This window comes from Zhengella mangrovi (assembly GCF_002727065.1).
Taxonomy (GTDB): domain Bacteria; phylum Pseudomonadota; class Alphaproteobacteria; order Rhizobiales; family Rhizobiaceae; genus Zhengella; species Zhengella mangrovi.
Map to the genome: position 1 here is coordinate 85,354 of NZ_PDVP01000016.1, position 21,355 is coordinate 106,708.

Genomic DNA, 21,355 nt, shown 5'->3' on the forward strand with positions numbered 1-21,355 from the left:
CCATCACGCGTCTCCTGTCCAGAAGCCTTCGTGCACCACGGCGCTTTCCTCGGCCAGCAGCGGCCCCTCGACCGTCACCATGCGCTGCCCCGCGGCAAAAACCGCCCGGCAGGGCAGGTCCATCGTCAGGTTTTCAGGGTCCGGTCCGATCAGGTCCTTCAGCGCCTTCTCGCTCATGCCGTGGAGGACATGGCCGACACCCGCCCAGTAAACCGATCCGGCGCACATGGCGCAGGGCTCCGCGCTCGTCACCATGGTGCACTCGGCCAGTTCCTCCGCGGTGAACCGCAGCGACGCCTCGGTCATCAGGTTGCGCTCGGCATGGCCGGTCCGGTCGCCCTTCGTGCCGCAGGTGTTCATCGCCTCCAGCAGGATTTCGCCGTCAGGCCCGGCCAGCAGCGCCCCGAAAGGATGATCGCCGCGCGCACGGGATTCCGTGGCCAGTTCGATGGTGCGGCGCAGCAGCGCCTCTTTGCGAGCGGAAGAAATGGTCATGCAGCACCTGCCTTTTTGAAGGAGGCTAGCGCCATGATGCTGCACTGCGCAAGACAAATTTGCGCATCATTTATTCATTTGTATGCTTTGCACATTTTTTGACCAATACGTGGTGATTTTGCATTCACTCATGATCGGGCTCCTTTGAAAGCCACATCGCAAAGCTGGATGAAAGCAAGCGATATCAGAGCCTTGATCCCGGCACGCCTGAATTGGCATGACCCATGCATCGTCAAAGGCACGAGTAGAAGCGGTCAGGGGACGTGCCCGGGACATTGCTCGCCAGGACCCGCAAACTTGTCCGGAGGCGACCCCGTGCCCAAGCCTGTCTACCTTCTCTCATCTTCTCCCGAGCGACAAAGCCGGTTCGTCCCCTGCGGGGTGCGTGCCGGCTTTCCTTTTCCCACCGGTCCATCCCGTCCCGGCCAACCCTCACCGGGCCAAACAGCACAAGGAAGGTCTTTGACATGCTGAAATCCCTTACCGCCAAGCTTGCCGCCGGCGCCGTGGCGCTGGCTGCCCTTTCCATGCCGGCCGCTGCTGCCGACAAGGTCACCTACCAGCTCGACTGGCTGCCGGGCGGCGACAAGGCCCCCATCTACGTCTGCATCCAGAAGGGCTTCTGCGCCGATGCCGGCCTCGACGTCTCCATCGAGCAGGGCCGCGGCTCGTCGGAAGCCATTACCAAGATCGCCACCGGCACCTCCGACATCGGTTCCGCCGATATCGGCGCGCTCATGGCGGCCCGCGTCAACGAAGGCGTTGCCGTCAGCGCTGTGATGTCGCTGTTCAACAAGGGTCCCCATGCCTTCTACACGGTCAAGGGCAACGGCATCGAGACGATCGCCGACATCAAGGACAAGAAGGTGGCAACCTCGCCCTTCACCTCGTCCAACGTCTTCCTGCCGCTGGTGCTCGCCGACATCGGCCTCACAGAGGGCGACATCACGCTGACAAAGTCCGATCCGGGCGCCCTCGGCCCGCTGTTGATGACCGGCGGCACGGACGCCATCATCGCCTGGGTCACCGACGTTTCGCGCTACACCGGCCAGGCCAAGGAAGCCGGCAAGGAGATCATCGTCCTGCCGTGGTCGGCGGCCGGTCTCGAACTCTACTCGGCCTCGCTGATCGCCTCCGACAAGTTCCTCGCCGAACGCCCGGATGTTGCCAAGCGGTTCATCGACGCCTTCAAGAAGTCGGTCGAGTTCGTGAAGGAAAACCCGACGGAAGCCGCCGCCGCGGTGACCGCCATGGTGCCGGAACTGAAGTCCGAGGCGGTCGAGGGCTCGGTCAACGACACCCTGGTCCTGATCTTCAACGACGTTACCGAGGCCGACGGCCTTGGCGTCTTCAAGCCTGAACGCCTGAAGGCCACCTGGGAGCGCGTCTCCAAGGCCCAGGGCCTCGACACGACGAAACTCGACCCCGAAACCATCGTCAACCGCGACTTCGTGCCCGGAAGCTGAGGCCATCATGGAAAAGACCCCCGCGCTGCGCTTTTCAGGCGCCGGCCAGATCTTCGATACGGCATCGGGTACGCTTGAGGCGTTGCGCGGGGTCGACATGACAGTCGGCCGCCACGAGTTCGTGGCGGTCCTCGGCCCCTCGGGCTGCGGCAAGTCCACGCTGCTGCGCCTGACGGCCGGGCTCCTGGCCCCGACGTCCGGCACGGTCGAGGTTTTCGGCCTTCCGGTCGACGGCCCGCGCGACGACGTCGGGATCGTCTTCCAGAAGCCGACGCTGCTGCCCTGGGCGACCATCGAGGACAATGTCGTCTTCCCGATCCGCCACAAGCAGGGCCGCGTCGGGGTCGAGGACCGGGCCCGGGCGCGCGACCTTCTCGAGATGGTCGGGCTGAAGGGTTTCGAACGCCGCCTGCCCAACGAACTGTCCGGCGGCATGCAGCAGCGCGTTGGCATCGCCCGCGCCCTCCTGCTCGACCCGGATATCCTGCTCATGGACGAGCCGTTTTCGGCCCTCGATGCCCTGACCCGCGAGGAAATGGGTTTCGAACTGCTCCGCATCTGGCAGGAGCGCCCGAAAACCGTGCTCTTCATCACCCATTCCATTTCCGAGGCCGTCCTCCTGGCCGACCGCGTGCTCGTCATGAGCGAGCGGCCCGGTCGGATCATCGAGGACCTGCCCGTCCCCCTGCCCCGGCCGCGTACGGTCGAAACCACGTCGTCAAAGGTGATGCATGACTTCTCCGGCCATCTCCGCAGCCTCCTCCTCAAGCGCGCGGCCTGAGCGCACCGTGGCTGAGCCGGCCCTCTGGAAGCGCCTCGCCGCCTCGCCCGTCTTCCGGCCCGCGGCGACCTTCCTCGTCATCCTGCTCGTCTGGGAAGGCGCGACGCGGCTGTTCGCCATTCCCTCCTTCGTGCTGCCGGCCCCGAGCCGTATCGCAGAGGGTTTTTCCTCCATCCCGCCCGGCCGCTGGCTGGAGCATGTCTGGGCAACGCTGCGGGTCGCCCTCGTCGGCTATGCCGTCTCGATCCTTGTCTCGCTGCCCATCGCCATGGCGCTGACGCGGTCGAAGTTCATGTCGGACAGCTTCTATCCGCTCCTCGTCGTCATACAGTCGACGCCGGTTGTCGCCATCGCGCCCATCATCATCGTCGCGCTGGGCTCCGGCGACGCACCGCGCATCGTCATCACCTTCCTCATCACCTTCTTCCCGCTGGTCGTTTCCATGACCACGGGCATGCTGGCGACACCGTCCGAACTGATCGAGCTGTCACGGTCCCTGCGTGCGCCCGCCTGGCGCGAGTTCACCCATATCCGCATTCCCTACGCCATTCCCTATATCTTCTCCGGCCTGAAGATCTCCATCACCCTGTCGGTCATCGGCGCGGTGGTGGCCGAGTTCGTGGCCGCCGACAAGGGCATCGGCTTCTTCATCCAGTTCTCGACCTCCATGTTCCAGGTACCGCAGGCCTGGGCCGGGCTGGCCATCCTGGTCGTCATGTCGCTGACGCTGTTCCAGTCCGTCTCCATGGCGCAGCGCCTGTTCTTCCCCTGGAGCCTGCCCAAGGGGTCGCGATGACGGACTTCCTCATCGTCAACGCCGACGCGATCCTGACCGGGCTGACCGGACCGGCCGCGCGCGCGTCCGGCGCCGTGCGGGTGCGCGGCGGGCGGATCGCCGCGGTCGGCGACCTCGCCCCCGAGCCCGGCGAGCGCACCGTCGACGCGTCCGGCTGCGTGGTTGCGCCCGGTCTCGTCAACACCCACCACCACCTCTTCCAGTCGATCATGAAAGCGGTGCCGGCCGGCATGAACGAGGCGCTGGCTGCCTGGCTGCGCCTCGTACCCTACACCTACTGGGATCGCCTGACCGGCCCGTTGATGGAGACCGCGGCCAGGGTCGGCATGGCCGAACTGGTGCTGTCCGGCGCGACCACCATCGCCGACCACCACTATTTCTATTCCGACCGCTACGATTTCGATCCCGGCGAGATCCTCTTCGACATGGCCGACCGGTTCGGCATCCGCTTCGTGCTCTGCCGCGGTGGCGCGACCAAGGCACGCGCTTTCGACAGCGCCGAGATAACGCCGCTCCCGACCGAGCCGCTCGACGCCATGATCGCAGCGGTCGAACGCGATGCGAAACGCTGGAACGATCCCGCCCCCGACGCCATGCGCCGCGTCGTCATGGCGCCGACGACACCGACCTTCTCGCTGCACGAGCCCGAGTTGAAGGAGATCGCTTCGGCCGCCCGCGCCATGGGGCTGCGGCTTCACAGCCACCTGTCGGAGAACATGGACTACGTCGATCACACCACGGAGTTCTATGGCAAGCGCCCGGTCGAATGGCTCGCCGGCCACGACTGGCTCGGCCCCGATGTCTGGTTCGCCCACCTGGTCGAATGCACGCCGGACGAGGTCAAACTGCTCGCCGAGACCGGCACCGGCATGGCCCATTGCCCGCAGGCCAATGCCCGGCTCGGCTCGGGCGTGGCACCGGCCGACCTTCTTCACGCCCTTGGCGGAACCGTCTCGCTGGCCGTCGACGGTGCGGCCGCCAACGAGGCCGCCGACATGGCGTCGACCCTCTATGCCGCCTTCTCGGTTCACCGTGCCGCCAAGGGCGTCACCGCCACGACCGCCGAAACGGTCATGCACTGGGCGACGGCCGGCGGTGCCAGGGTGCTCGGCCTTGACGCCATCGGCACGCTGGAGCCGGGCAAGGCCGCCGATATCGTGCTCTTCGATCTCAATGCCCCGCGCTACTTCGGCCAGCACGACCGGGCCATCGCCCCGGTCATCTCCGGCGGCGACATGCGCGTGCGCCACAGTTTCGTTGGCGGCAGGCCTCTGGTCGAGAACGGGCGGGTTCCCTGGCTTGACCTCGATGCGCTCGGTGCCGAGGCGCTCGCTGCCGTCCGCGCCATCGCAACACGACCATAGGAGAAAGGGGATCATCGCCGGGGCCCGTCCCGCCCGCCGACAACCATGACAGGGAGTATAAGCAGTCAACGCTTCCGGCCGCAGGGCCGGGACGCCGGTCATTGCTCCTTTTTGCTTCACGCGGCCGCCGGACGGCGCCGCAATAGAGATCTGGAGACATGAACATGCAGACCGCACCCAAACAGGACTACAGCCTTGCCGAACTGAACAAGGAAGCCACCATCGGCGGCATCGGCACCACCGTGATCCGTGACGTGCCGAAAATCGACCTGTCGGATTTCGCCCGCCGCAAGCAGGAGATCGCCGACCAGCTCTGGGCCGCCTCCGTGGATATCGGCTTCTTCCAGCTCGTCAACCACGGCATTCCGCAGGCCCAGATCGACGAGGCCTTCGACATGACCGCGAAGTTCTTCGACCTGCCGATGGCGTCGAAGGAGAAGATGCCGCTGCTCAAGGGCACCAATTCCGGCTGGGAATACAAGGCGCAGGTGCGCCCTTCCACCGGTACGGCCGACAACAAGGAAAGCTACCAGATCACCCTGCCGCGCATGGCCAGTCTCTGGCCGGATTCGCATGAATTGCCCGGTTTCAAGGCCATTATGCTCGCCTTCGAACGGGCCAACTGGGCGCTGGGCATGAAGGTGCTGTCCTGCTTCGCTCTCAAGCTCGGCTTCCACGAGGACTTCTTCACCGAGGCCCATGACCCGATGAGCCCCGAGTACCAGTCCACCCTTCGGCTGCTGCACTACCTGCCGATGGAGGACGCCAAGCCGGAAGACTTCACCGGCTGGAGGGCCGGCGCCCATTCCGATTTCGACTGCCTGACCATCCTGCACCAGAAGGTGGGTCAGGGCGGACTCCAGGTCTGTCCCGGCAAGGACCATGACACCCATGCCTGGACGGATGTCGAGCCCGCCGAAGGCGTCATCACCTGCAACATCGGTGACATGCTGATGCGCTGGAGCGACGACCAGCTTCAATCGACCCTGCACCGCGTGCGCATGCCCCGCGCCGATGAATATCTCGGCCCGCGCTACTCGCTGCCCTTTTTCTGCCAGGCCAACAAGGACGCGGTCATCCAGGGTCCGAAGAAGACCTACCCGCCGATCACGGCCCACGACTACCTGCAGGAGCGGATTCGCGCCAACGCGCTCTAGCATTTTGCAGCCAGGCGGGAACGCCTGGCGTTGCACAAATGCGGCTGGAAACCCGTTTTGCAGCCAGGCGGAAACGCCTGGCGTCGCACAAATGCGGCCGGGAACCCGTATTGCAGCCAGGCGGAAACGCCTGGCGTCGCACAAATGCCTCCGGGAACCCGTTTGCAGCCAGGCGGGAACGCCTGGCGTTGCACAAATGCGGCTGGAAACCCGTATTGCAGCCAGGCGGAAACGCCTTGCACCGCATTGATGCGGAAAGCGGGGAGCGGCGAGGCTTTCCCGGGATGCCGCCGCTCCTCCGGGCGGTTCGCCGCGATCAGTCTCCCTTCAGCCAGGGGATGAGCACGGCAGCCAGCTTTCCCGGCTGGCTGACATGCGGCGCGTGGCCGGCATCCAGCGCCACGCGCATGGCGCCCGGCACGAGGTCCTGCATCCGCCGCTGCATTTCCGGTGTCACCGACAGGTCGCGACGGCATTCCACGTAGAGCCGGGGAATGCGCCCGAAGCGCTCCGCCGTCCACCAGGCCGCCAAGGCCCGGCCGTTCTCGCCTTGAGGCGTCAGCCTTCCGGCAAGGTCCAGTGCCTCGTCGGACGCGATGTCGTTGAGAAAGATGTCCGCGCCGGCCCGGGCCGGCACCGCGCTGACCAGCCCCGGCCTGGGCCATTCCAGGAAGGGCCCGATACCGAGCAGGCCCCGTTCCATGGCCCGTTCCCGGCGCAAGAGGTCGCCGAACGTCATGCCGGACGGCAGCATCATGCCGGCGAGGTAGGCAACGCGCGACACGGCATCGGGATGCCGCTCGGCAAAGGCCGTCGCCACGATGCCGCCGCCGGAATGGCCGACCAGGCTCGCCCGTCCGCCGAGCTTTGCCAGCACGCCGTCGAGGTGATCGAGATAGAGCGAGAGGCTGGCCCGCTCCGGGTCCGTTCCATCGGCGCCGTTGCCGGGCAGGTCGACGGCTGCCGCCGTCAGGCCCGCCGCCTCAAGGCGCGGCAGCAATCGCGACCAGACCCAGCTTCCCTGCCAGGCCCCGTGAATGAGAATGACCGGATCCGTCATGCGTCACGCCGCGTAGGTCTTGCGGTACATGGCCATGAGGTGGTCCTCCACCCGGATCGGCGGGTATTTCGGCGCTTCCCCCGCCGCCAGGCAGGTCGGAATGCAGGCGACCTCGAAATCCGGGTTGCCGGAATAGAAGAACGGCACCGAGTAGCGCTCGCGCCCCGAGGTGTTGATCACCCGGTGCAGCGTCGAGCGGTAGCGGTCGTTGGTCCAGCGCGCGATCATGTCGCCGAGATTGACGACGAAGGCACCCGGAACCGGCGGCGCGTCGATCCAGCGCTCGTCGTCCTTGTCCCAGACCTGCAGCCCGCCGTTGTCATCCTGTGCCAGCAGCGTCAGCCCGCCGAAATCGGTATGGGCGCCGGCCCCCAGCAGGTCCTCGCCGGCCTGCGGCGGGTGCGGCGGATAATGCAGCAGGCGCAGGATGGCCAGCGGATCGCGGCAGAACCCCGCGAAATGATCCTCGGGCAGGTCGAGCGACAGCGCGAGGCCGCACATCAGCCGTTCCGATAAGTCGAGCAGCGCCGCGAACCACGCGTTCATCACCGGCTTGAAGGCCGGCAGGTCGACCGGCCACTGGTTCGGACCGCGGTTGAACCGTCGCGACACGACCCGCGGATCGTCCTCAGGCAGTTCCAGGCCGATGTAGTAGCCCTCCTTCAGGTCGGGCTTCGCACCGGCCTGCAGCGTCTGCCCGCCGAGCACCTCGTAGCCGCGGTTGCAGAAGGAGCCGGACTTGTCGACCGCCATCTTGGCGGCCAGCGGCTGCTCAAAGAGGCGCCGGCTCTCCGCGAAGACCGCCTCCCTCAGGCCGTCGGGGATGCCGTGGCCGACGCAGTAGAGAAAGCCGGAAGCGAGGCAGGCCTCGCGGATTTCGCCGCCGACCGCGCGTCGCTTCGCGGGATCGGAAGATGACAGGTTTGAAACGTCGATGATCGGCAAGGCGGCACCTGCCGCCGCTGGCATTGGCTGTTCTGCCCGTTCCATAAGCACATGCTCCGGTTCTTCTGGTTCCGGAGTCAGGAAAGCAAGCTTCAAGCCAGACCGGCCCGTGCTCGGTCACGCCGTGTCAGCCACCCCTCATCTGTTGCAGGAGGTGGATCTCGTTGGCATCGCTGACCGGCAGGTGACGCCCGCCGGTCGTGATCTCGCCATCGATGGCCACGGCAACGCCGCCCGCGATGATCGGTGCAAGGCCCGGATGCACCGCGACCAGCGCATCCAGCATCTGCCCCACCGTCGTCGCCTCGACGCTTACCACTTCCGCGCCGCCCGTGAGCCGGCGCAGGCCGGACCACAGGTGCACGTCAACCATGCCGCGCCGCCTTCATGGCTGCGAGCAGCTTGGGCGGATTGATGGGCAGGTGGCGCATGCGCACGCCGGTCGCCGCCTGGATGGCGCTGGCGATGGCCGGCAGCGGCGGCGTGATGCCGGTCTCGCCGACGCCGCGAACGCCGTAGGGGTGGCCCGGGTTGGGCACTTCCACGATCACCGTGTCGATCATCGGCAGGTCCGAGGCCACCGGCACGCGGTAGTCGAGGAAGACCGGGTTCGCCAGGCGGCCCTTGTCGTCGTAGACATATTCCTCGTTCAGCGCCCAGCCGATGCCCTGTGCCGCGCCGCCCTGGTACTGGCCCTCCACGTAGGAGGGATGGATGGCCCGGCCGGCATCCTGCACCACGAGATAGCGCAGGATCGTCGTGCGGCCCGTTTCCGGATCCACCTCGACGTCGACGACATGCGCGCCGAAGGACGCGCCGACGCCGCCTGGCACCGATTCGTGGTGGCCCGAGATCGGCCCGCCCGTCGAGCCCATCTTCCTTGCGATCGTCTTGATGGTCATCGGCTCGAACTGGCCGGCATTGTCACCGGCCGGAACGGCGGCGCCGTCCACCCAGGCCACTGCCTCCGGATCGATCCCCCAGTCCTTGGCGGCGCGCCGGCACATCTCCTTGATCGCCTGGTTGGCCGCTTCCACCGCCGCCTTGCCGGAGGCGAAGGTCGCGCGGCTGCCATGCGTCGGCTCGTTGACGCCGAGCGCCCCCGTTTCCACCACGTTGACGCGCACGTCCTCGTAGGGAATGCCGAAGGTCTCCGCCGTCATCAGCGCGATCGAGGCGCGGCTGCCGCCGATGTCCGGCGTACCGACCGACACCTGCACCGAGCCGTCTTCCGAGATCGCCAGCGACACCGAGGTTTCGCCGCCATGGTTGAACCAGTAGCCGGCGGCCACGCCGCGGCCCTGGTTCGGCCCGAGCGGCGCCGCCAGGTTGGGATGCCCCTTCGTCGCCTCGAGGACCTCGACCAGGCCGATGCTGCCGAACTTGGGTCCGTAGCTGGCGATATCCCCCTTCTCGACGGCGTTCTTCAGCCGCACCTCCAGCGGGTCCAGCTTGAGTTCGCGGCACATCTCGTCGATCAGGCTTTCCACCGCGAACGCGCCCATCGGCGACCCAGGCGCGCGGTAGGCCGCGCATTTCGGGCGGTTGGCCAGCACGTCGTAACCGACATGCTGCACCGCCGGCAGCTTGTAGGGGGCAAAGGCGCAGTAGAGCGCCATGTCGACGGGCGAACCGGGGAAGGCGCCGCCCTGCATGCGGAACACCGCCTTGGCGGCCGTGATCGTCCCGTCCGCCTTCATGCCGATCCTGACGTCCATGGAGGCAGAGGCCGTCGGCCCGGTGGCGCGCAGCACATCCGAGCGGCTCATGACGAGCTTGACCGGCCGGCCGCCGGCCTTGCGGCTGAGCGCCAGCGCCAGCGGCTCCATGAAGATCGTCGTCTTGCCGCCGAAGCCGCCGCCGATCTCCGACGGCGTCACGCGCAGCTGCGCGGTCTCCAGGCCGAGCACCGCCGTGCACATCCGCCGGATGAACCACTGGCCCTGCGTGCAGACCCACATCTCGCCCTTGCCGTCCTCGCCCAGCTGGCCGAGGCAGGCATGCGGCTCGATGTAGCCCTGGTGCGTCGCCTCGGTCTTGTAGCTCCGCTCCATGACGAGGTCGGCGTCGCCGAAACCCGCCTCCACGTCGCCGCGGCCGAACTCCATGTAGCGCACCACGTTGGGCGGCATGCCTTCCGGCACCGACGCGTCGGCCGAACCCGGACGGATTGCCGGCGCGTCCGGCTTGATCGCGTCGTCGACATCGATGACATGCGGCAGGATCTCGTAGTCCACCTCGATCAGCCGCGCCGCGTCCTGGGCGATCAGCGCCGAGGTCGCGGCCACGGCCGCCACGGCGTGGCCGTCATAGAGCGCGACGTCGCCGGCCATGGTGTTTTCCTGCAGGTTCCAGTCCTCGCCGGTCAGCCCGGTCGGAAAGTCGGCCCGCGTGATTACCGCCTTGACGCCGGCCAGCGCCTCGGCCTTCGACGTGTCGATACGCCGGATCCGCGCATGCGCATGCGGGCTGCGAACGACCGCCGCCCAGAGCATGCCCGGGGCGGAGATGTCGGCGCCGTAGCGCGCCCGGCCGGTCACCTTGTCGAGGCCGTCGGGACGGTCCGGCCGGGTTCCGACCAGCTTGAATTCGCTGATGCGATCGATCTTGTTCATCACGCGGCTCCCCTGATTTCGGCAGCGGCGTCCATGACCGCGCGCACGATCTTGTCATAGCCGGTGCAGCGGCACAGGTTGCCGGCCAGCCAGTAGCGGATTTCGGATTCGCTCGGGTTGTCGTTCTGCTCCAGCAGCGCCTTGGCCGCCACCAGGATGCCCGGCGTGCAGAACCCGCATTGCAGCGCCGCATGCTCGATGAACTTGCGTTGCAGCGGGTGCAGCTCGGCACCCGTCGCCATGCCCTCGATCGTTCCGACCGACTTGCCGTCGGCCTCGACGCCGAGCACGAGGCACGAGCAGACCAGCGTCCCGTCGAGCGTCACCGAGCAGGCGCCGCAATCGCCGGTGCCGCAGCCTTCCTTGGTGCCTGTCAGGTCCAGGTGGTTGCGCAGGCAGTCGAGCAGGCTCTCGCGCGGATCGGCCAGGAACTCGACCGGATCGCCGTTGACCGTGGTTGAAACGTGGATCTTGCTCATCACTTGGCTCCCCTGGCGCGGTCGTAGGCGATGCGCGCGGCGCGGCGCGCCAGGACGCCGGCCACCTCGGTGCGGAATTCGACGGTTCCGCGCTTGTCGTTGATCGGCTTGCAGGCGGCCTGCGCCGCCGCGTCCAGCGCGGACAGCGCCGCGTCGTCGAGCGTCGTGCCGATGAGGGCGCCGGCCGCTTCCGGCACCAGCACCACCGTCGGCGCCACCGCGCCCAGGACCACGCGGGCCTCCGTGATGGTATCGCCCTCGACGCGCAGGCTGACCGCGCAGCCGACCACGGCAATGTCCATTTCCGTGCGCGGGATGAAGCGCAGGTAGGCGTCGCCGCCACGGGCGCCGCGCGCCGGCAGTGTCAGCGCGGAAATGACCTCGCCCTGTCTGAGCGCCGTCTTGCCCGGCCCGGCGGGGATCGCCTCGATGGCGACATCGCGGTGCCCCCCGGGCCCGGTCACGGTCACCGTCGCGCCGGCGGCCACCAGCGCCGGCACGCCATCGGCGGCGGGAGAGCCGTTGCACAGGTTGCCGATCAGCGTGGCGCGGCCCTGCACCTGGGTCGAACCGACCAGTTCCATGCCTTCCACGACGCCCGGCCAGTCGCGCTTCACGCCGGCATGGACGCCGAGCTGCGCACCGGAAACGGCGACGCCGATCCGCCAGCCGCCATCCGCGGCCTGCACGATATCGCGAACGCCGGGGATCTTCTTCAGGTCGATCAGGTCGTCGGGCGAAACCGCCCCGGCCCGCATCTGGACGAGAACGTCCGTCCCGCCCGCGAGGAAACGCGTCACACCCCCGGCCGCCATGGCCAGGCGCGATGCCTCCTCGAAGGTCTCCGCAACATGATACCGCATGTGATCTCCCTTGCTGTCGAAACCGGTCAGGACGCTTGCCGGTCGCCCGGCGAACACCCCTGCCGGCCACTCGCTGTCCCGTTTGCCGCGATCATGATCGACGCGCCGGAAGGCGGGTCGCCCCGAAAGGGTATGGAACGCGGCCAACAGGAAGCGCCGTTGCCACCGCCGCCCTGCCCTTCAGGTTGCCGCCAGGCCGGATGCCTCGCAACCCGGCGGAATCGGTCGGACGTCATTTCGATCACAAGAGACCGCCGGGCTCAAGAAAAACCGTCCCGGCATACCGGCTGTTTTCGGCCGCACCGCCCCGGAAATGAAGATCGCGGCAAACATCGGCACGTGGCAGCAGAATTCGGACCGCAGAGCGAGGGCCAAGAGGGATTAGGGCTTTGCGGGATGCGCACTGGCTTGTTCAGGCTGGCGCGCGCTCGGGAATGCCGTTCGGTCTCTCTCCACGCGCCAGGCTCCGGCGCCCGTATCATGGACGCCGGATCCCGTTAGAAATCCTGGCGGAAACCGGCGTTGTCCGGCAAGGCCTTATCGCCTTGGAAATGAAGAAGGGGAGATCCGCCACTCCGGCAGCCGGTCGAGGCACAGGCGTCGGGCACCGCTGAACGGAGCTATTCCTTCGACATGAGGTATTCCGCGACCGCCTGGTAGGCTGGCAATGAAGTCGGGTCGATGAAACCGTTCTGAGCCCTTGGGAAGGAAGCGAAGCGAACCAGGACCATGTCGGCGGTCGGGTCCACGTAGATGGTCTGGCCATGGACGCCGCGGGCCGCAAAGGCACCGTGGCTGTTGTGGAAGACCCACCACTGGCTGGTATAGCTGCCGTTCGGGATCGTCGGGTACCCGGAGAACTTCGTCGGGTCTCCGCCTGCCTTGATCTTCTTCACGACGTCGGCCGGGAACAGCCGGTTTCCGTGGATGCTGCCTTCGTTCAGCATGAGCAGGCCGAGACGGCCAAGATCGCGGAGGCCGGCACTGATACCGCCACCCGCAAAGGGCACCCCCTTCCCGTCGACTGTCTGGTAGGCGTCCTGCTCGGCTCCCATTCGGCGCCAAAGCCGATCGGATGCGAGTTCGGTTACGGATTTCCCGGTCACACGGCTGATGATCCAGCCCAGCATGTCGGAATTGATGGTCTTGTAGTGGAAGGCATCGCCATGCGTTCCTTCGGGTCTGACCTGCTGCAGGTACTCCCAGTAACCGTTCGGCCCCTTGTATCCCTCCGGTTTCGGGAACGGGCTGGCAGCAGCCGAATAGCGCCAGATATCCGCTTCGGGGTCGGAATAGTTCTCCGAGTACTGGACGCCGGTGGTCATGTCCATGACCTGCCGGACCGTCGCACTGGCAAAGGCGCTGCTACCGATTTCCGGGATGATATCGCGCACGAGCAGGGCGTCGTCGAGGACACCCTCCGCAACAAGGATTTCTCCCAGGAGACCGGTGACAGACTTCGTCATCGACATGGCGGCGTGCTTGCCGTCTTCCTTGAGACACCCGAAATAGCGTTCGTAGACAACCCGTCCCTTGTGAAGGATGAGGATCCCGTCCGTGTAGTTTGCCAGAAGGGATTCCTGCCAGGTCATCGACGCGTCGCTGTTCAACGGCTTGAAGGTCAGCTTGTCGATCGCCTGCCTTTCGTCGGCGAATTGCGCCGGAGGAAGATAGTCGAGCGCGACAGGGGCGCCGAGGCCGCGGCTGATCTGCTCGGTCGGCAGGAATTCCCGCAAATGACAGACCGACCAGCGGAGTTTGGGAAAGCTGAAGTAGTTTGAATCAGGTTGGGTAATCAGCTTGTCCGGCGGTGGAGGAAAGCCTTCCATCCAGCCCATGACGCGTGGGTCGGACTGTTCGGCAGACAGGGTCTGCGCTTGTGCCATGCTTCCACTTGCCCATCCGAGAGAAAGCAAGACCGCTGTCGACAGCGCAATCAGGTTAGTAGTTGACGACGACATTGAGGAAGCCTCCTGTCCAGTAGGGCTGATGGCCGGGCAGATTCCTGATGCCGGCGCCGGGAAAGGCCACGCTGACACCGGCTGTCAGATAGGTGTTCGGATTGATGACACGGCTGTATTCGAGGAAAAAATCGTCAGACAGATGCGCGTCGGTCACGCCGGAAATCACGGTCGAGCTGCCACCGATCGAACCGGGCCGGGTCCCCTGCCCGAACTGGATCGGGCTGTTCAGTTCGTTCGCCCGTATATGGGCATAGCGGAACGTCACCGAATCCCGGCGCGTCGGCTGCAGCCGCAACGCGATATTGTGTGACTGGACGTTTGAATTCAGGAAGACCATGGAAGACTTCGAACCGGTCGCCCAAGCGGACGGTGATCCTTCGTAGTACAGCGGATCGAACCTCTCCAGTCTCGACGTGTTCGGGTCGTCGCCGGAGAAGGTCTGGTATGAATAGGTCAACGTCGGCGACCAGGGCAGGTCATTGAATGCATATCCGACCTGGACGCGTCCCGCCCAGGCGGAAAGGTCTATCCGGTCGTTCCACTCGTAGGCGAAGTCGGCATTGACGAAAAGATTCCCGTACATCCCTTCGAACGGATTGGTTCTCGCATAGAAATTGATCGCGTTCGTTCCGTCCCGCCCGTTCGCGATGATCGACGGGGGACCAATTCCGCCAGGCGCCGCCTGGGGATAGGGCGTCCGCGATTCCAGGACATTCAGGTAGGTGAGGCCGATGTAGCCGCCGCTCGATGAATCGTAGCGAATGTCACCGCCGGCCAGACGGTTGCCGTTGTCGCTTGAGGGCAGTTCGTTGGGATCGATGTAGAAGACCGTACCGGTCGCACCCCCGCTGTAGATCCGCCCGATGGCGGACATTTCCCAGGCCTTGCGCGGTCCGAGCTTCAAGGCACCTCGCTCGAAACCGCTAGAGGCGCCGTTGGCCACGAGCATGCCGGTGCCCAGCTTCAACTCGCGAGGACCGACCGACATGTCGAGCCGAACGCCTCCGAGATCGGCCGTCTTGTATCCGAGATAGCCCTCTTCCAGCGTGATCCGTCCGGTATTGCCTTCCGCATAGGCGTCCGTTCCCGACGTGTAGGAACCGACACCGGTCAGCTTTCCGTAAAACGTCCCGCCATTGGCCAGTGAATAGTCGAAGCTCAAGCCGGGCTTGACATAGAATTCGAGCCAGTTGGCATCGGAATCGTAGCCCGAAGTCGGCGCAAAGGTTGACGCGAGATCCCAGAAGAGATTGCGCTCGACGACCCCGTTGATACCCGCCTGGAAATGGGCGCGGATCACCAGGCCGTTGGCGTCATGGAGAAGCATGCGATCGTTCTTTTGCTCCTCGGAAGAGGCCTCCCCCGCAATCAGAGTAACGCCCAAGACGATCAGGGCGCGTTGCAGCCATCGCCCAAGGCGTTGCTTCCTAGCTGCTTCCCTTCCGGGAGCAACGGCAGTTCTCCGATGCGGCTCCATCCTCACGAACGCCATTCGATACCTCGACATCGACCCGTTGTTCGACAAAACTAACGGCCCAACGAAAGGTGTCGACATTGATGCCGCCCATTTTGGGTGAAGTTCGCAAGGATCCAGGAAACGGGAATGAACAGGAAACAGGAAAACCCGGAACTGCAGTTCGTAAGAGAGAATTTCGGCACGATATGGCCGCAACATCTCCGGGCATTCACGCAATTACTGATACAACTGCACGACAAGTTCGACGGGGACCTGGAGTTGCTGCTGATCCTCGCTGTCATCGGCGACCGCACGAGGCCCGAGGAATGGAACCCCGAACTCCTGACCTACGACCAACTGACGCGAGGCGACGGCCAGGAGCACTTCCAGGTTCCGATCAACATGCAGTCGATCGCGGATTTTTCCGGGATCCCGCGCGAAACCGTTCGCCGCAAGGTCAGTACCCTTCAGAAGAAGGGATGGGTAGGTCGTGACGGGAACGGAAACCTCTTTGTCTTGCGAAACGCGAGCAAGGAACTCGAGGAGTCGACCAATGACAGCGTGAAGTACCTGGCCGATATCCTGAAGGCATTCGAAACGGCAAAGGCATCGGCGGCGCCAATCCGGTGACATGTCGCACGTCGGAGTTCCCGGTGACCCGGTCCGGGTGAACATCAGGCACGTTTCGACGAATTTGCCTGTCCGTCGTCCTCGTCAATGGGCCGCGATCCCGGTCAACCCGGGTCGTACCCCCGGCCGGAAAGCGAAGAGGCACAGCGCGGCGATGGCCAGTTCCAGGACCAGCGCGGCGATGATGCCGCTCGATGGCATTCCGTCGATGACCATGCTGACGATCCGGCCCGCCGGGAAGGCGAGATAGACGGTCAGCGCGGCGACGAGAGCGATCTGGCTCAAGGCCTGCCGGACCATGCCGGTCAGCATGATGGCGCCGAAGGCAGCAAGCCCCGCACCGGGTGCTCGCAACTCGCTCAGGAGGCTGGGTTCAAGGCCCAGCATGATGCCGTAGCTCGCATAGAAGGCATGCGGGGCAGCCAGGATGCATGCGCCGATGCCAAGCGACGTCACGCCCGATACGCCAAGCGCGATTTTCTGCAAGAGTGTCATGGAATGTCCTTTCCAGGTGTAAGGTTTTGCGAAAGTCACGCGGCGACGGACCACACACCGGACTTGGCAGCGTTCCTCGCGAACCCGGTGAAATCACGCGGCTGTCGGCCAAGGGCTCGCACGACGCCGTCGCTGACGTGAGCATTGCGCCCGTCCAGCGTCTCGCGCGCGATCGCCGTGAAGACGTTCGCGACGAAGTCACCGCCGGACCTGGCGATCCCGGCATGGAACGCCTCGAAGCTGATCGGTATGTGCTGGATCGGTTTTCCAATGGCGACGGACAGCTCGTGGGCCATCTCGGCGAAGGTCAGCAGCCGCGGGCCCGTCACCTCGTAGAGTTCGCCCTTGTGGCCCTCTTCCGTCAGCGCCGCCACCACGACGTCAGCGATGTCGTCGATATCGATAATCGGCTCGCAGACATCGCCGCCCGGCATCGGCAGGGTGCCGGCAAGGATCGGGTCGCGCAGGTAGCCTTCGGAGAAGTTCTGCGCGAACCAGGCCGAGCGGACAATGGTGAAGTCCATGCCAGAGCTCCGCAGGACGTCTTCGCCAAGCCTTGCGTGATGTTCGCCACGTCCCGACAGGAGGACGACGTGTTCGACGCCGCTTTGTTTTGCTGTCTCGACGAGCGAACCGAGCTTGTCGACCGCACCGGGAAACGCGAGATCGGGGAAGTAGGTGACATAGGCTGCGCGGGCACCGGCCAGGGCCGGGCCCCACGTTTCGGGCGCCTCCCAATCGAAGGGCGTCCCGGCGTTGCGCGACCCCCGGCGAACGGAATGGCCCTTGGCTTCCAGTTTGTTGGCGACGCGGGTCCCGGTTTTGCCGGTGGCGCCGATCACGAGGATTGAATCTGATTGCATCTTGCTGTCTCCCTGGTTCGAATGGATGATCAGGGAATAGATGCCGCCAGCGGGCGCGGTATTGACCGGCGAGGCCAGCTCTTTGGCCGCAGCCGCCAAAAGGGCCAGATACTGACGACGGCTCCTCCGGGAGTTCCCGGGAGTCGTGCCGGGCACCGCTTGAAAACCGGCCACTGTCGAGGCGGCCTTGGTGGTCGAAGCTGCCAATGCGCATCCGGCCCCGAGCCAGTCAGTCAGCACGGCACCCCCGAATTCGCCGTCCGCGATCATGCCTTCGCCGCCTGAAAGCAGCCATTGCCTGCGGCTTGATCAGGGCAAGCGGGGAAAAGGACCGTGATATGATTTCCTGGATGCGCAACGCATGCGGGGGGCAGCTCAGGTTGGTTTCGCTGGTGACGTCAACCGTTTTCGCATGATCGACTGCGCCGTCTCGGCAATCAGATCCGAAGGCAGATCACCGCCGAGTCTTGCTTCCTCGTCCTTGATTGCTTCCCAGGTCGCATCGTCACGGATGAGGTTCAGGAAATCGTGGCCCTTCCACGTCAGCGAATGGGGCTTCCATGACGTGGAGGCATTGAGCGTGTGGGTGCTTTCAATCGCGTGAATGAGCCCGCCTTCCTTCAGCAACTGGATATGGTGCGAAATGTGCAGCGTATCGTAGTCGTCGACGGGCAAACGGATGGAGGCCTGCGTGTCGTCGCGGCTCGCCTCGATTGCAAACAGGATTTTGCGAGCAAGATTCATGTCCCGTTTCATCGGCTCAAACCTCCTTCTGTTCGAAAATGGCCCTGACTGGACGATCCCGGTACCTGTATCGGCCTCGTCGACCCGGACAACGATCCTCGCGCGCGAAGCCCTGCATGAGGCCTCACCAGCCGGCCGCATCAATGCCGAACCAGGTCTTGGTCAGCGCGTTCAGACTGCCATCTTGCGACATCTCGAAGATCTGATCCTCGAACAGAAATCGGCGATCGACGTCGTCGGCACGGAACAGCATCCCGATGCCGGATAGAACGTTCCGATCCTTGTAAACGTAGCCAAGAGTGCCGTTTGAGGCTGCGATCAAGGGGTCCAGGACCTCCTTTTCCGCAAACACCGAGGGGAACGTCCCGTCCAGCATCGCGGCAATCGCGTCGTTCATGTTCTCGAACTTCTTGTAGTTGACCCCTGTCGAGGCTGACAGCTCTGTTAAATCGAGCTTCGACACAGAGGCGATCTGGGTAACGCCCGCCGGATGCATCTGGCCGGCACGTCCGAGGTAGCCATAAGGATCCGGATAGAGATAGGGCATTGTGAAGGTCAGATCGCCACCCACCTCGGTGGTCACGGGCAAGCCTGAAATCGCAGCGTCGACCTTGCCCGATGCCACTGCCGTGACAAGCGCCTCCGGCGGCAGCACGACCCATTCGCAGGTGACCGCCGCGCGCTGGCAAAGCTCGTCGCCCAATGCCTTTTCGAAGCCCTGCACCGCGGACGGCTCTACGGTGTAGAGGCCCGTATCGTAAGCCTGCACGGTTCCTATGGTGACAGTGTCCGCCAGGCAGGGAAGCGCGGCAAGCGATATTGCCGCCGCCAAAGACGCAATGCATTTCATTGAACCCTCCCTGTCCGCCACGGCGCAGAACGAGAACGACGCCGCACAAAAACGACTGTCGTTATCCGGCAGAACAAGCAGCATTTCGTCATTGACTGATATCAATCGGCAGCCCGACACCGAAATGTCCGGGGACCGCCGCCGGGCAAGACGCATTTGTCGCCGCCCTGGTGCCTTTCGTGGACTGCATGAGCGGTCCGCGCACCATGTCGGCGCCCAGACCATCCCGGTCCTAACTGGCCTCGCCTGACAGAATCTCGACCAGATTCACCTGGCGCTTGCGCTCCGAAGTGAGATCGACCTCCTGCTCGATGTGCCGAAGGTGCTGTTCCATCAGCGAGGCCGCGGCTTCGCTGTTCATGTTGCGCAGGGCCTCGAGAATGTCGCCGTGTTCGTCGTCGTGGCAATTCTTGGTGCCGGCGGACCCGTACATCCCGATGATGAGGGACGTGCGCGTCACCAGTTCCTTGACCATGCGCTCCATGACCTCGTTCCTTGCCACCTTGGCGAGCCTGACATGGAACTGTCCCGACAGGCGGATCGCCAGTTGGCGGTTGCCCTGGCGCCGGGCCTCGGCTTCCATGTCGAGATGGGCAGCCAGGTCGGAGACGTCGGCCTTGTTGGCGCGCCGCGCCGCCAGCCGCGCCACGTTCGGCTCGATCGTCCTTCGCGCCTCGAAGACCTCGAGGGCCTGGCTCATGGTCGGCTGGGCGACATAGGCGCCGCGGTTGTTCTGCAGGTCGACGACGCCCCGGCTGGCCAGCAGCAGGAGGCTTCGGCGCACGCGCATGCGGCCGACGCCGAAGGCTTCGCACAGGGCGGCCTCGGACAGCTTGGTGCCGGGCGGCAGGCGCTGTTCGATGATCGCCTCGTAGATCCGGTTGACGATTCCCTCCTCGTCCAGATCGTCTTCCGAAGCCTTCTGATCGACGGCATTTTTCAGCATTTCCGCGGGTCTCCGCAAATTTAGGCACGCTGATTAACATGTGAGCAGAATAAAATTCAATCTGCATGCAAATTTATCAACAATCAACAAAATTATCGTTGACAGAGATTGTTAACAATCCTTTCATGTAGGCCGTCCGGCACGATAGTCAATCCGGGCCCGCTTGATCAGGGAGACCCAAGATGAATCGACGCAGCATTCTCAAGACCGCGGCGGTTGCCGTATCCGCCAGCACCTTCCTCTCCGTCGCCAGCCTTGGCGCCTGGGCAAACGAAACGCTCAAGATCGGCTTTGTCGGCGTGACCAGCGGCCCGGCCGCGGCCTGGGGCACATCCAACGTCCGGTCGATGCAGACCCGCGCGGCGTGGCTCAACGAAATGGGCGGCGTGAAGATCGGCGACAAGACCTACGATATCGACATCGTCACCTTCGACGACCAGAAGGATCCCAAGCGCGCCATCGCCGGCATGGAGAAGATGGCCCAGGAAGGCATCCACTACGTCGTCGGCCCGAACGTCGATGACGGCGCCGCGGCCGTGCGACCGGTGGCCGAGCAGAACGGCATCATGTATTTTCCCTACGCCTTCCCGAAGGAGCTCTACACGGCACCGGCCAGCAATGCCATTCTCGGCATGATCGCCAACTACCAGTCGGGTCCGGCGATCTACAAATACCTGAAGGAGAACAAGGGCGTTCAGAAGGTGGCGTTCGTCGCCGCCAATGAATCCGACCCGCTGAGCCAGCGCGACGGCGGCGTTGCCGCGGCGAAGGCGCTCGGCCTCGACGTCGTCTCCGACAACGTGACCTACCAGGTCGACACGACCGACTTCACCCCGGTCCTGACCCCGGTCATCCAGACCATGCCGGACCTGCTGGTGCTTTCGGGCGTCGCGCCGGCCAATGCGCCGCAGCTCATCCGCTCGGCCCGCGAGCTTGGCTACCAGGGCCTGATCTCGACCGAAACCGCTCAGGACGCCACCGTTCTGCAGGAAGGTGCGGGCGAGCTCGCCAACGGCTTCATCTCGGTGGGCGGTGCTTCCACGCCGGAGATCGCGTCGGACACGATGAAGGAATTCGTCGACCGCTACACGAAGATGTTCGGCGAATACAACGACGAATCCAACACCAAGGTCTACGCGCTCGAATACATCATCGAGACGCTGAAGGCGGACCCGGCGGCGATCGACAACGTCGACGAGTTCAAGAAGACGATGGACACCTTCTCGGCGCCGAACCCCTACATGAAGGGCGACAGCAAGCTGAAATACGTCGGCATGACGTCGTTCGGCCAGAAGCGGCAGGTGTTCGTGCCGATGGTCGTGAACGAGTTCAAGGACGGCAAGTTCGAGACGCTCTTCATCGCCGAGGTCGACTGATCAACAGCGG

The 21,355-nt window shown here is 64.9% G+C and carries 21 protein-coding genes; 7 read left to right on the top strand and 14 right to left on the bottom strand.

The window, feature by feature from the left end:
- Positions 1 to 3 precede the first annotated feature (3 nt).
- Positions 4 to 495 carry a nucleoside deaminase gene (locus CSC94_RS19750; RefSeq protein ID WP_099308097.1) on the bottom strand — a complete coding sequence of 164 codons (492 nt, stop codon included), beginning with the start codon at positions 493 to 495 and terminating at the stop codon, positions 4 to 6.
- A gap of 467 nt (positions 496 to 962) precedes the next feature.
- Between CSC94_RS19750 and CSC94_RS19755 the strand changes: the two genes are divergently transcribed.
- From CSC94_RS19755 to CSC94_RS19775, 5 genes are all read left to right on the top strand, one after another.
- Positions 963 to 1,961 (top strand): ABC transporter substrate-binding protein, encoded by a 999-nt coding sequence (locus tag CSC94_RS19755; RefSeq protein WP_425356538.1) that lies wholly within the window; start codon positions 963 to 965, stop codon positions 1,959 to 1,961.
- 7 nt (positions 1,962 to 1,968) lie between these two features.
- Positions 1,969 to 2,742 carry an ABC transporter ATP-binding protein gene (locus CSC94_RS19760; protein WP_099308098.1) on the top strand — a complete coding sequence of 258 codons (774 nt, stop codon included), beginning with the start codon at positions 1,969 to 1,971 and terminating at the stop codon, positions 2,740 to 2,742.
- Positions 2,743 to 2,749: 7 nt separating this feature from the next.
- Positions 2,750 to 3,538 (top strand): ABC transporter permease, encoded by a 789-nt coding sequence (locus tag CSC94_RS19765; RefSeq protein WP_245408421.1) that lies wholly within the window; start codon positions 2,750 to 2,752, stop codon positions 3,536 to 3,538.
- The gene (locus tag CSC94_RS19770; RefSeq protein ID WP_099308100.1) at positions 3,535 to 4,902 is read left to right on the top strand and encodes an amidohydrolase family protein; all 1,368 of its coding nucleotides are present in this window, start codon (positions 3,535 to 3,537) and stop codon (positions 4,900 to 4,902) included. The genes CSC94_RS19765 and CSC94_RS19770 overlap by 4 nt, the downstream gene beginning before the upstream one ends.
- Positions 4,903 to 5,060: 158 nt before the next feature.
- Positions 5,061 to 6,059 carry an isopenicillin N synthase family dioxygenase gene (locus tag CSC94_RS19775; RefSeq protein WP_099308101.1) on the top strand — a complete coding sequence of 333 codons (999 nt, stop codon included), beginning with the start codon at positions 5,061 to 5,063 and terminating at the stop codon, positions 6,057 to 6,059.
- A gap of 316 nt (positions 6,060 to 6,375) precedes the next feature.
- On the opposite strand, the gene CSC94_RS19780 is transcribed toward CSC94_RS19775, so the two are convergent.
- The 8 genes from CSC94_RS19780 to CSC94_RS19815 all read right to left on the bottom strand — a co-directional run bounded on the left by CSC94_RS19780 (position 6,376) and on the right by CSC94_RS19815 (position 15,312).
- On the bottom strand, positions 6,376 to 7,119 hold the full coding sequence (locus CSC94_RS19780; RefSeq protein WP_099308102.1) for an alpha/beta fold hydrolase: 744 nt from the start codon (positions 7,117 to 7,119) through the stop codon (positions 6,376 to 6,378).
- 3 nt (positions 7,120 to 7,122) lie between these two features.
- Complete coding sequence (locus CSC94_RS19785) at positions 7,123 to 8,088, bottom strand: isopenicillin N synthase family dioxygenase (protein ID WP_099308103.1); 966 nt, start codon at positions 8,086 to 8,088, stop codon at positions 7,123 to 7,125.
- 103 nt (positions 8,089 to 8,191) lie between these two features.
- The gene (locus tag CSC94_RS19790; RefSeq protein ID WP_099308104.1) at positions 8,192 to 8,437 is read right to left on the bottom strand and encodes a MoaD/ThiS family protein; all 246 of its coding nucleotides are present in this window, start codon (positions 8,435 to 8,437) and stop codon (positions 8,192 to 8,194) included.
- Entirely contained in the window at positions 8,430 to 10,679 is a 2,250-nt protein-coding gene (locus tag CSC94_RS19795; protein ID WP_099308105.1) for a xanthine dehydrogenase family protein molybdopterin-binding subunit, read from the bottom strand. Before CSC94_RS19795 ends, CSC94_RS19790 begins: the two co-directional genes overlap by 8 nt.
- Complete coding sequence (locus tag CSC94_RS19800; RefSeq protein WP_099308106.1) at positions 10,679 to 11,158, bottom strand: (2Fe-2S)-binding protein; 480 nt, start codon at positions 11,156 to 11,158, stop codon at positions 10,679 to 10,681. The genes CSC94_RS19795 and CSC94_RS19800 overlap by 1 nt, the downstream gene beginning before the upstream one ends.
- Entirely contained in the window at positions 11,158 to 12,021 is an 864-nt protein-coding gene (locus CSC94_RS19805) for an FAD binding domain-containing protein (protein WP_099308136.1), read from the bottom strand. The genes CSC94_RS19800 and CSC94_RS19805 overlap by 1 nt, the downstream gene beginning before the upstream one ends.
- Before the next feature lie 620 nt (positions 12,022 to 12,641).
- Positions 12,642 to 13,907 carry a serine hydrolase domain-containing protein gene (locus CSC94_RS19810; RefSeq protein WP_245408423.1) on the bottom strand — a complete coding sequence of 422 codons (1,266 nt, stop codon included), beginning with the start codon at positions 13,905 to 13,907 and terminating at the stop codon, positions 12,642 to 12,644.
- 55 nt (positions 13,908 to 13,962) lie between these two features.
- Positions 13,963 to 15,312 carry an alginate export family protein gene (locus CSC94_RS19815; protein ID WP_099308108.1) on the bottom strand — a complete coding sequence of 450 codons (1,350 nt, stop codon included), beginning with the start codon at positions 15,310 to 15,312 and terminating at the stop codon, positions 13,963 to 13,965.
- A gap of 276 nt (positions 15,313 to 15,588) precedes the next feature.
- Between CSC94_RS19815 and CSC94_RS19820 the strand changes: the two genes are divergently transcribed.
- Complete coding sequence (locus CSC94_RS19820) at positions 15,589 to 16,071, top strand: helix-turn-helix domain-containing protein (protein ID WP_099308109.1); 483 nt, start codon at positions 15,589 to 15,591, stop codon at positions 16,069 to 16,071.
- 84 nt (positions 16,072 to 16,155) lie between these two features.
- On the opposite strand, the gene CSC94_RS19825 is transcribed toward CSC94_RS19820, so the two are convergent.
- From CSC94_RS19825 to CSC94_RS19845, 5 genes are all read right to left on the bottom strand, one after another.
- A complete protein-coding gene (locus CSC94_RS19825) occupies positions 16,156 to 16,566 on the bottom strand; it encodes a DUF4345 domain-containing protein (protein WP_099308110.1) in 411 nt (136 codons plus the stop codon).
- A gap of 35 nt (positions 16,567 to 16,601) precedes the next feature.
- On the bottom strand, positions 16,602 to 17,699 hold the full coding sequence (locus CSC94_RS19830; protein WP_342585967.1) for an NAD(P)H-binding protein: 1,098 nt from the start codon (positions 17,697 to 17,699) through the stop codon (positions 16,602 to 16,604).
- A gap of 105 nt (positions 17,700 to 17,804) precedes the next feature.
- Positions 17,805 to 18,185: a DUF2513 domain-containing protein gene (locus tag CSC94_RS19835; protein ID WP_165784518.1), complete on the bottom strand. Its 381-nt coding sequence runs from the start codon at positions 18,183 to 18,185 to the stop codon at positions 17,805 to 17,807.
- A 112-nt stretch (positions 18,186 to 18,297) separates the two neighbouring features.
- Positions 18,298 to 19,179 carry a transporter substrate-binding domain-containing protein gene (locus CSC94_RS19840; RefSeq protein WP_165784519.1) on the bottom strand — a complete coding sequence of 294 codons (882 nt, stop codon included), beginning with the start codon at positions 19,177 to 19,179 and terminating at the stop codon, positions 18,298 to 18,300.
- 76 nt (positions 19,180 to 19,255) lie between these two features.
- Entirely contained in the window at positions 19,256 to 19,969 is a 714-nt protein-coding gene (locus CSC94_RS19845; protein ID WP_099308113.1) for a GntR family transcriptional regulator, read from the bottom strand.
- A gap of 182 nt (positions 19,970 to 20,151) precedes the next feature.
- On the opposite strand from CSC94_RS19845, the gene CSC94_RS19850 reads away from it, so the two are divergent.
- Entirely contained in the window at positions 20,152 to 21,345 is a 1,194-nt protein-coding gene (locus tag CSC94_RS19850; protein WP_099308114.1) for an ABC transporter substrate-binding protein, read from the top strand.
- The last annotated feature ends 10 nt before the right edge of the window (positions 21,346 to 21,355 follow it).

Bases quoted from the DNA above. Each gene is read 5' to 3' on its own strand.
- CSC94_RS19750 (WP_099308097.1), bottom strand. From the start codon at position 495: ATGACCATTTCTTCCGCTCGCAAAGAGGCGCTGCTGCGCCGCACCATC.
- CSC94_RS19755 (WP_425356538.1), top strand. From the start codon at position 963: ATGCTGAAATCCCTTACCGCCAAGCTTGCCGCCGGCGCCGTGGCGCTG.
- CSC94_RS19760 (WP_099308098.1), top strand. From the start codon at position 1,969: ATGGAAAAGACCCCCGCGCTGCGCTTTTCAGGCGCCGGCCAGATCTTC.
- CSC94_RS19770 (WP_099308100.1), top strand. From the start codon at position 3,535: ATGACGGACTTCCTCATCGTCAACGCCGACGCGATCCTGACCGGGCTG.
- CSC94_RS19775 (WP_099308101.1), top strand. From the start codon at position 5,061: ATGAACATGCAGACCGCACCCAAACAGGACTACAGCCTTGCCGAACTG.
- CSC94_RS19780 (WP_099308102.1), bottom strand. From the start codon at position 7,119: ATGACGGATCCGGTCATTCTCATTCACGGGGCCTGGCAGGGAAGCTGG.
- CSC94_RS19785 (WP_099308103.1), bottom strand. From the start codon at position 8,088: ATGCCAGCGGCGGCAGGTGCCGCCTTGCCGATCATCGACGTTTCAAAC.
- CSC94_RS19790 (WP_099308104.1), bottom strand. From the start codon at position 8,437: ATGGTTGACGTGCACCTGTGGTCCGGCCTGCGCCGGCTCACGGGCGGC.
- CSC94_RS19795 (WP_099308105.1), bottom strand. From the start codon at position 10,679: ATGAACAAGATCGATCGCATCAGCGAATTCAAGCTGGTCGGAACCCGG.
- CSC94_RS19800 (WP_099308106.1), bottom strand. From the start codon at position 11,158: ATGAGCAAGATCCACGTTTCAACCACGGTCAACGGCGATCCGGTCGAG.
- CSC94_RS19805 (WP_099308136.1), bottom strand. From the start codon at position 12,021: ATGCGGTATCATGTTGCGGAGACCTTCGAGGAGGCATCGCGCCTGGCC.
- CSC94_RS19810 (WP_245408423.1), bottom strand. From the start codon at position 13,907: ATGGCACAAGCGCAGACCCTGTCTGCCGAACAGTCCGACCCACGCGTC.
- CSC94_RS19815 (WP_099308108.1), bottom strand. From the start codon at position 15,312: ATGCTTCTCCATGACGCCAACGGCCTGGTGATCCGCGCCCATTTCCAG.
- CSC94_RS19820 (WP_099308109.1), top strand. From the start codon at position 15,589: ATGAACAGGAAACAGGAAAACCCGGAACTGCAGTTCGTAAGAGAGAAT.
- CSC94_RS19825 (WP_099308110.1), bottom strand. From the start codon at position 16,566: ATGACACTCTTGCAGAAAATCGCGCTTGGCGTATCGGGCGTGACGTCG.
- CSC94_RS19830 (WP_342585967.1), bottom strand. From the start codon at position 17,699: ATGATCGCGGACGGCGAATTCGGGGGTGCCGTGCTGACTGACTGGCTC.
- CSC94_RS19835 (WP_165784518.1), bottom strand. From the start codon at position 18,185: ATGAAACGGGACATGAATCTTGCTCGCAAAATCCTGTTTGCAATCGAG.
- CSC94_RS19840 (WP_165784519.1), bottom strand. From the start codon at position 19,179: ATGCGTCTTGCCCGGCGGCGGTCCCCGGACATTTCGGTGTCGGGCTGC.
- CSC94_RS19845 (WP_099308113.1), bottom strand. From the start codon at position 19,969: ATGCTGAAAAATGCCGTCGATCAGAAGGCTTCGGAAGACGATCTGGAC.
- CSC94_RS19850 (WP_099308114.1), top strand. From the start codon at position 20,152: ATGAATCGACGCAGCATTCTCAAGACCGCGGCGGTTGCCGTATCCGCC.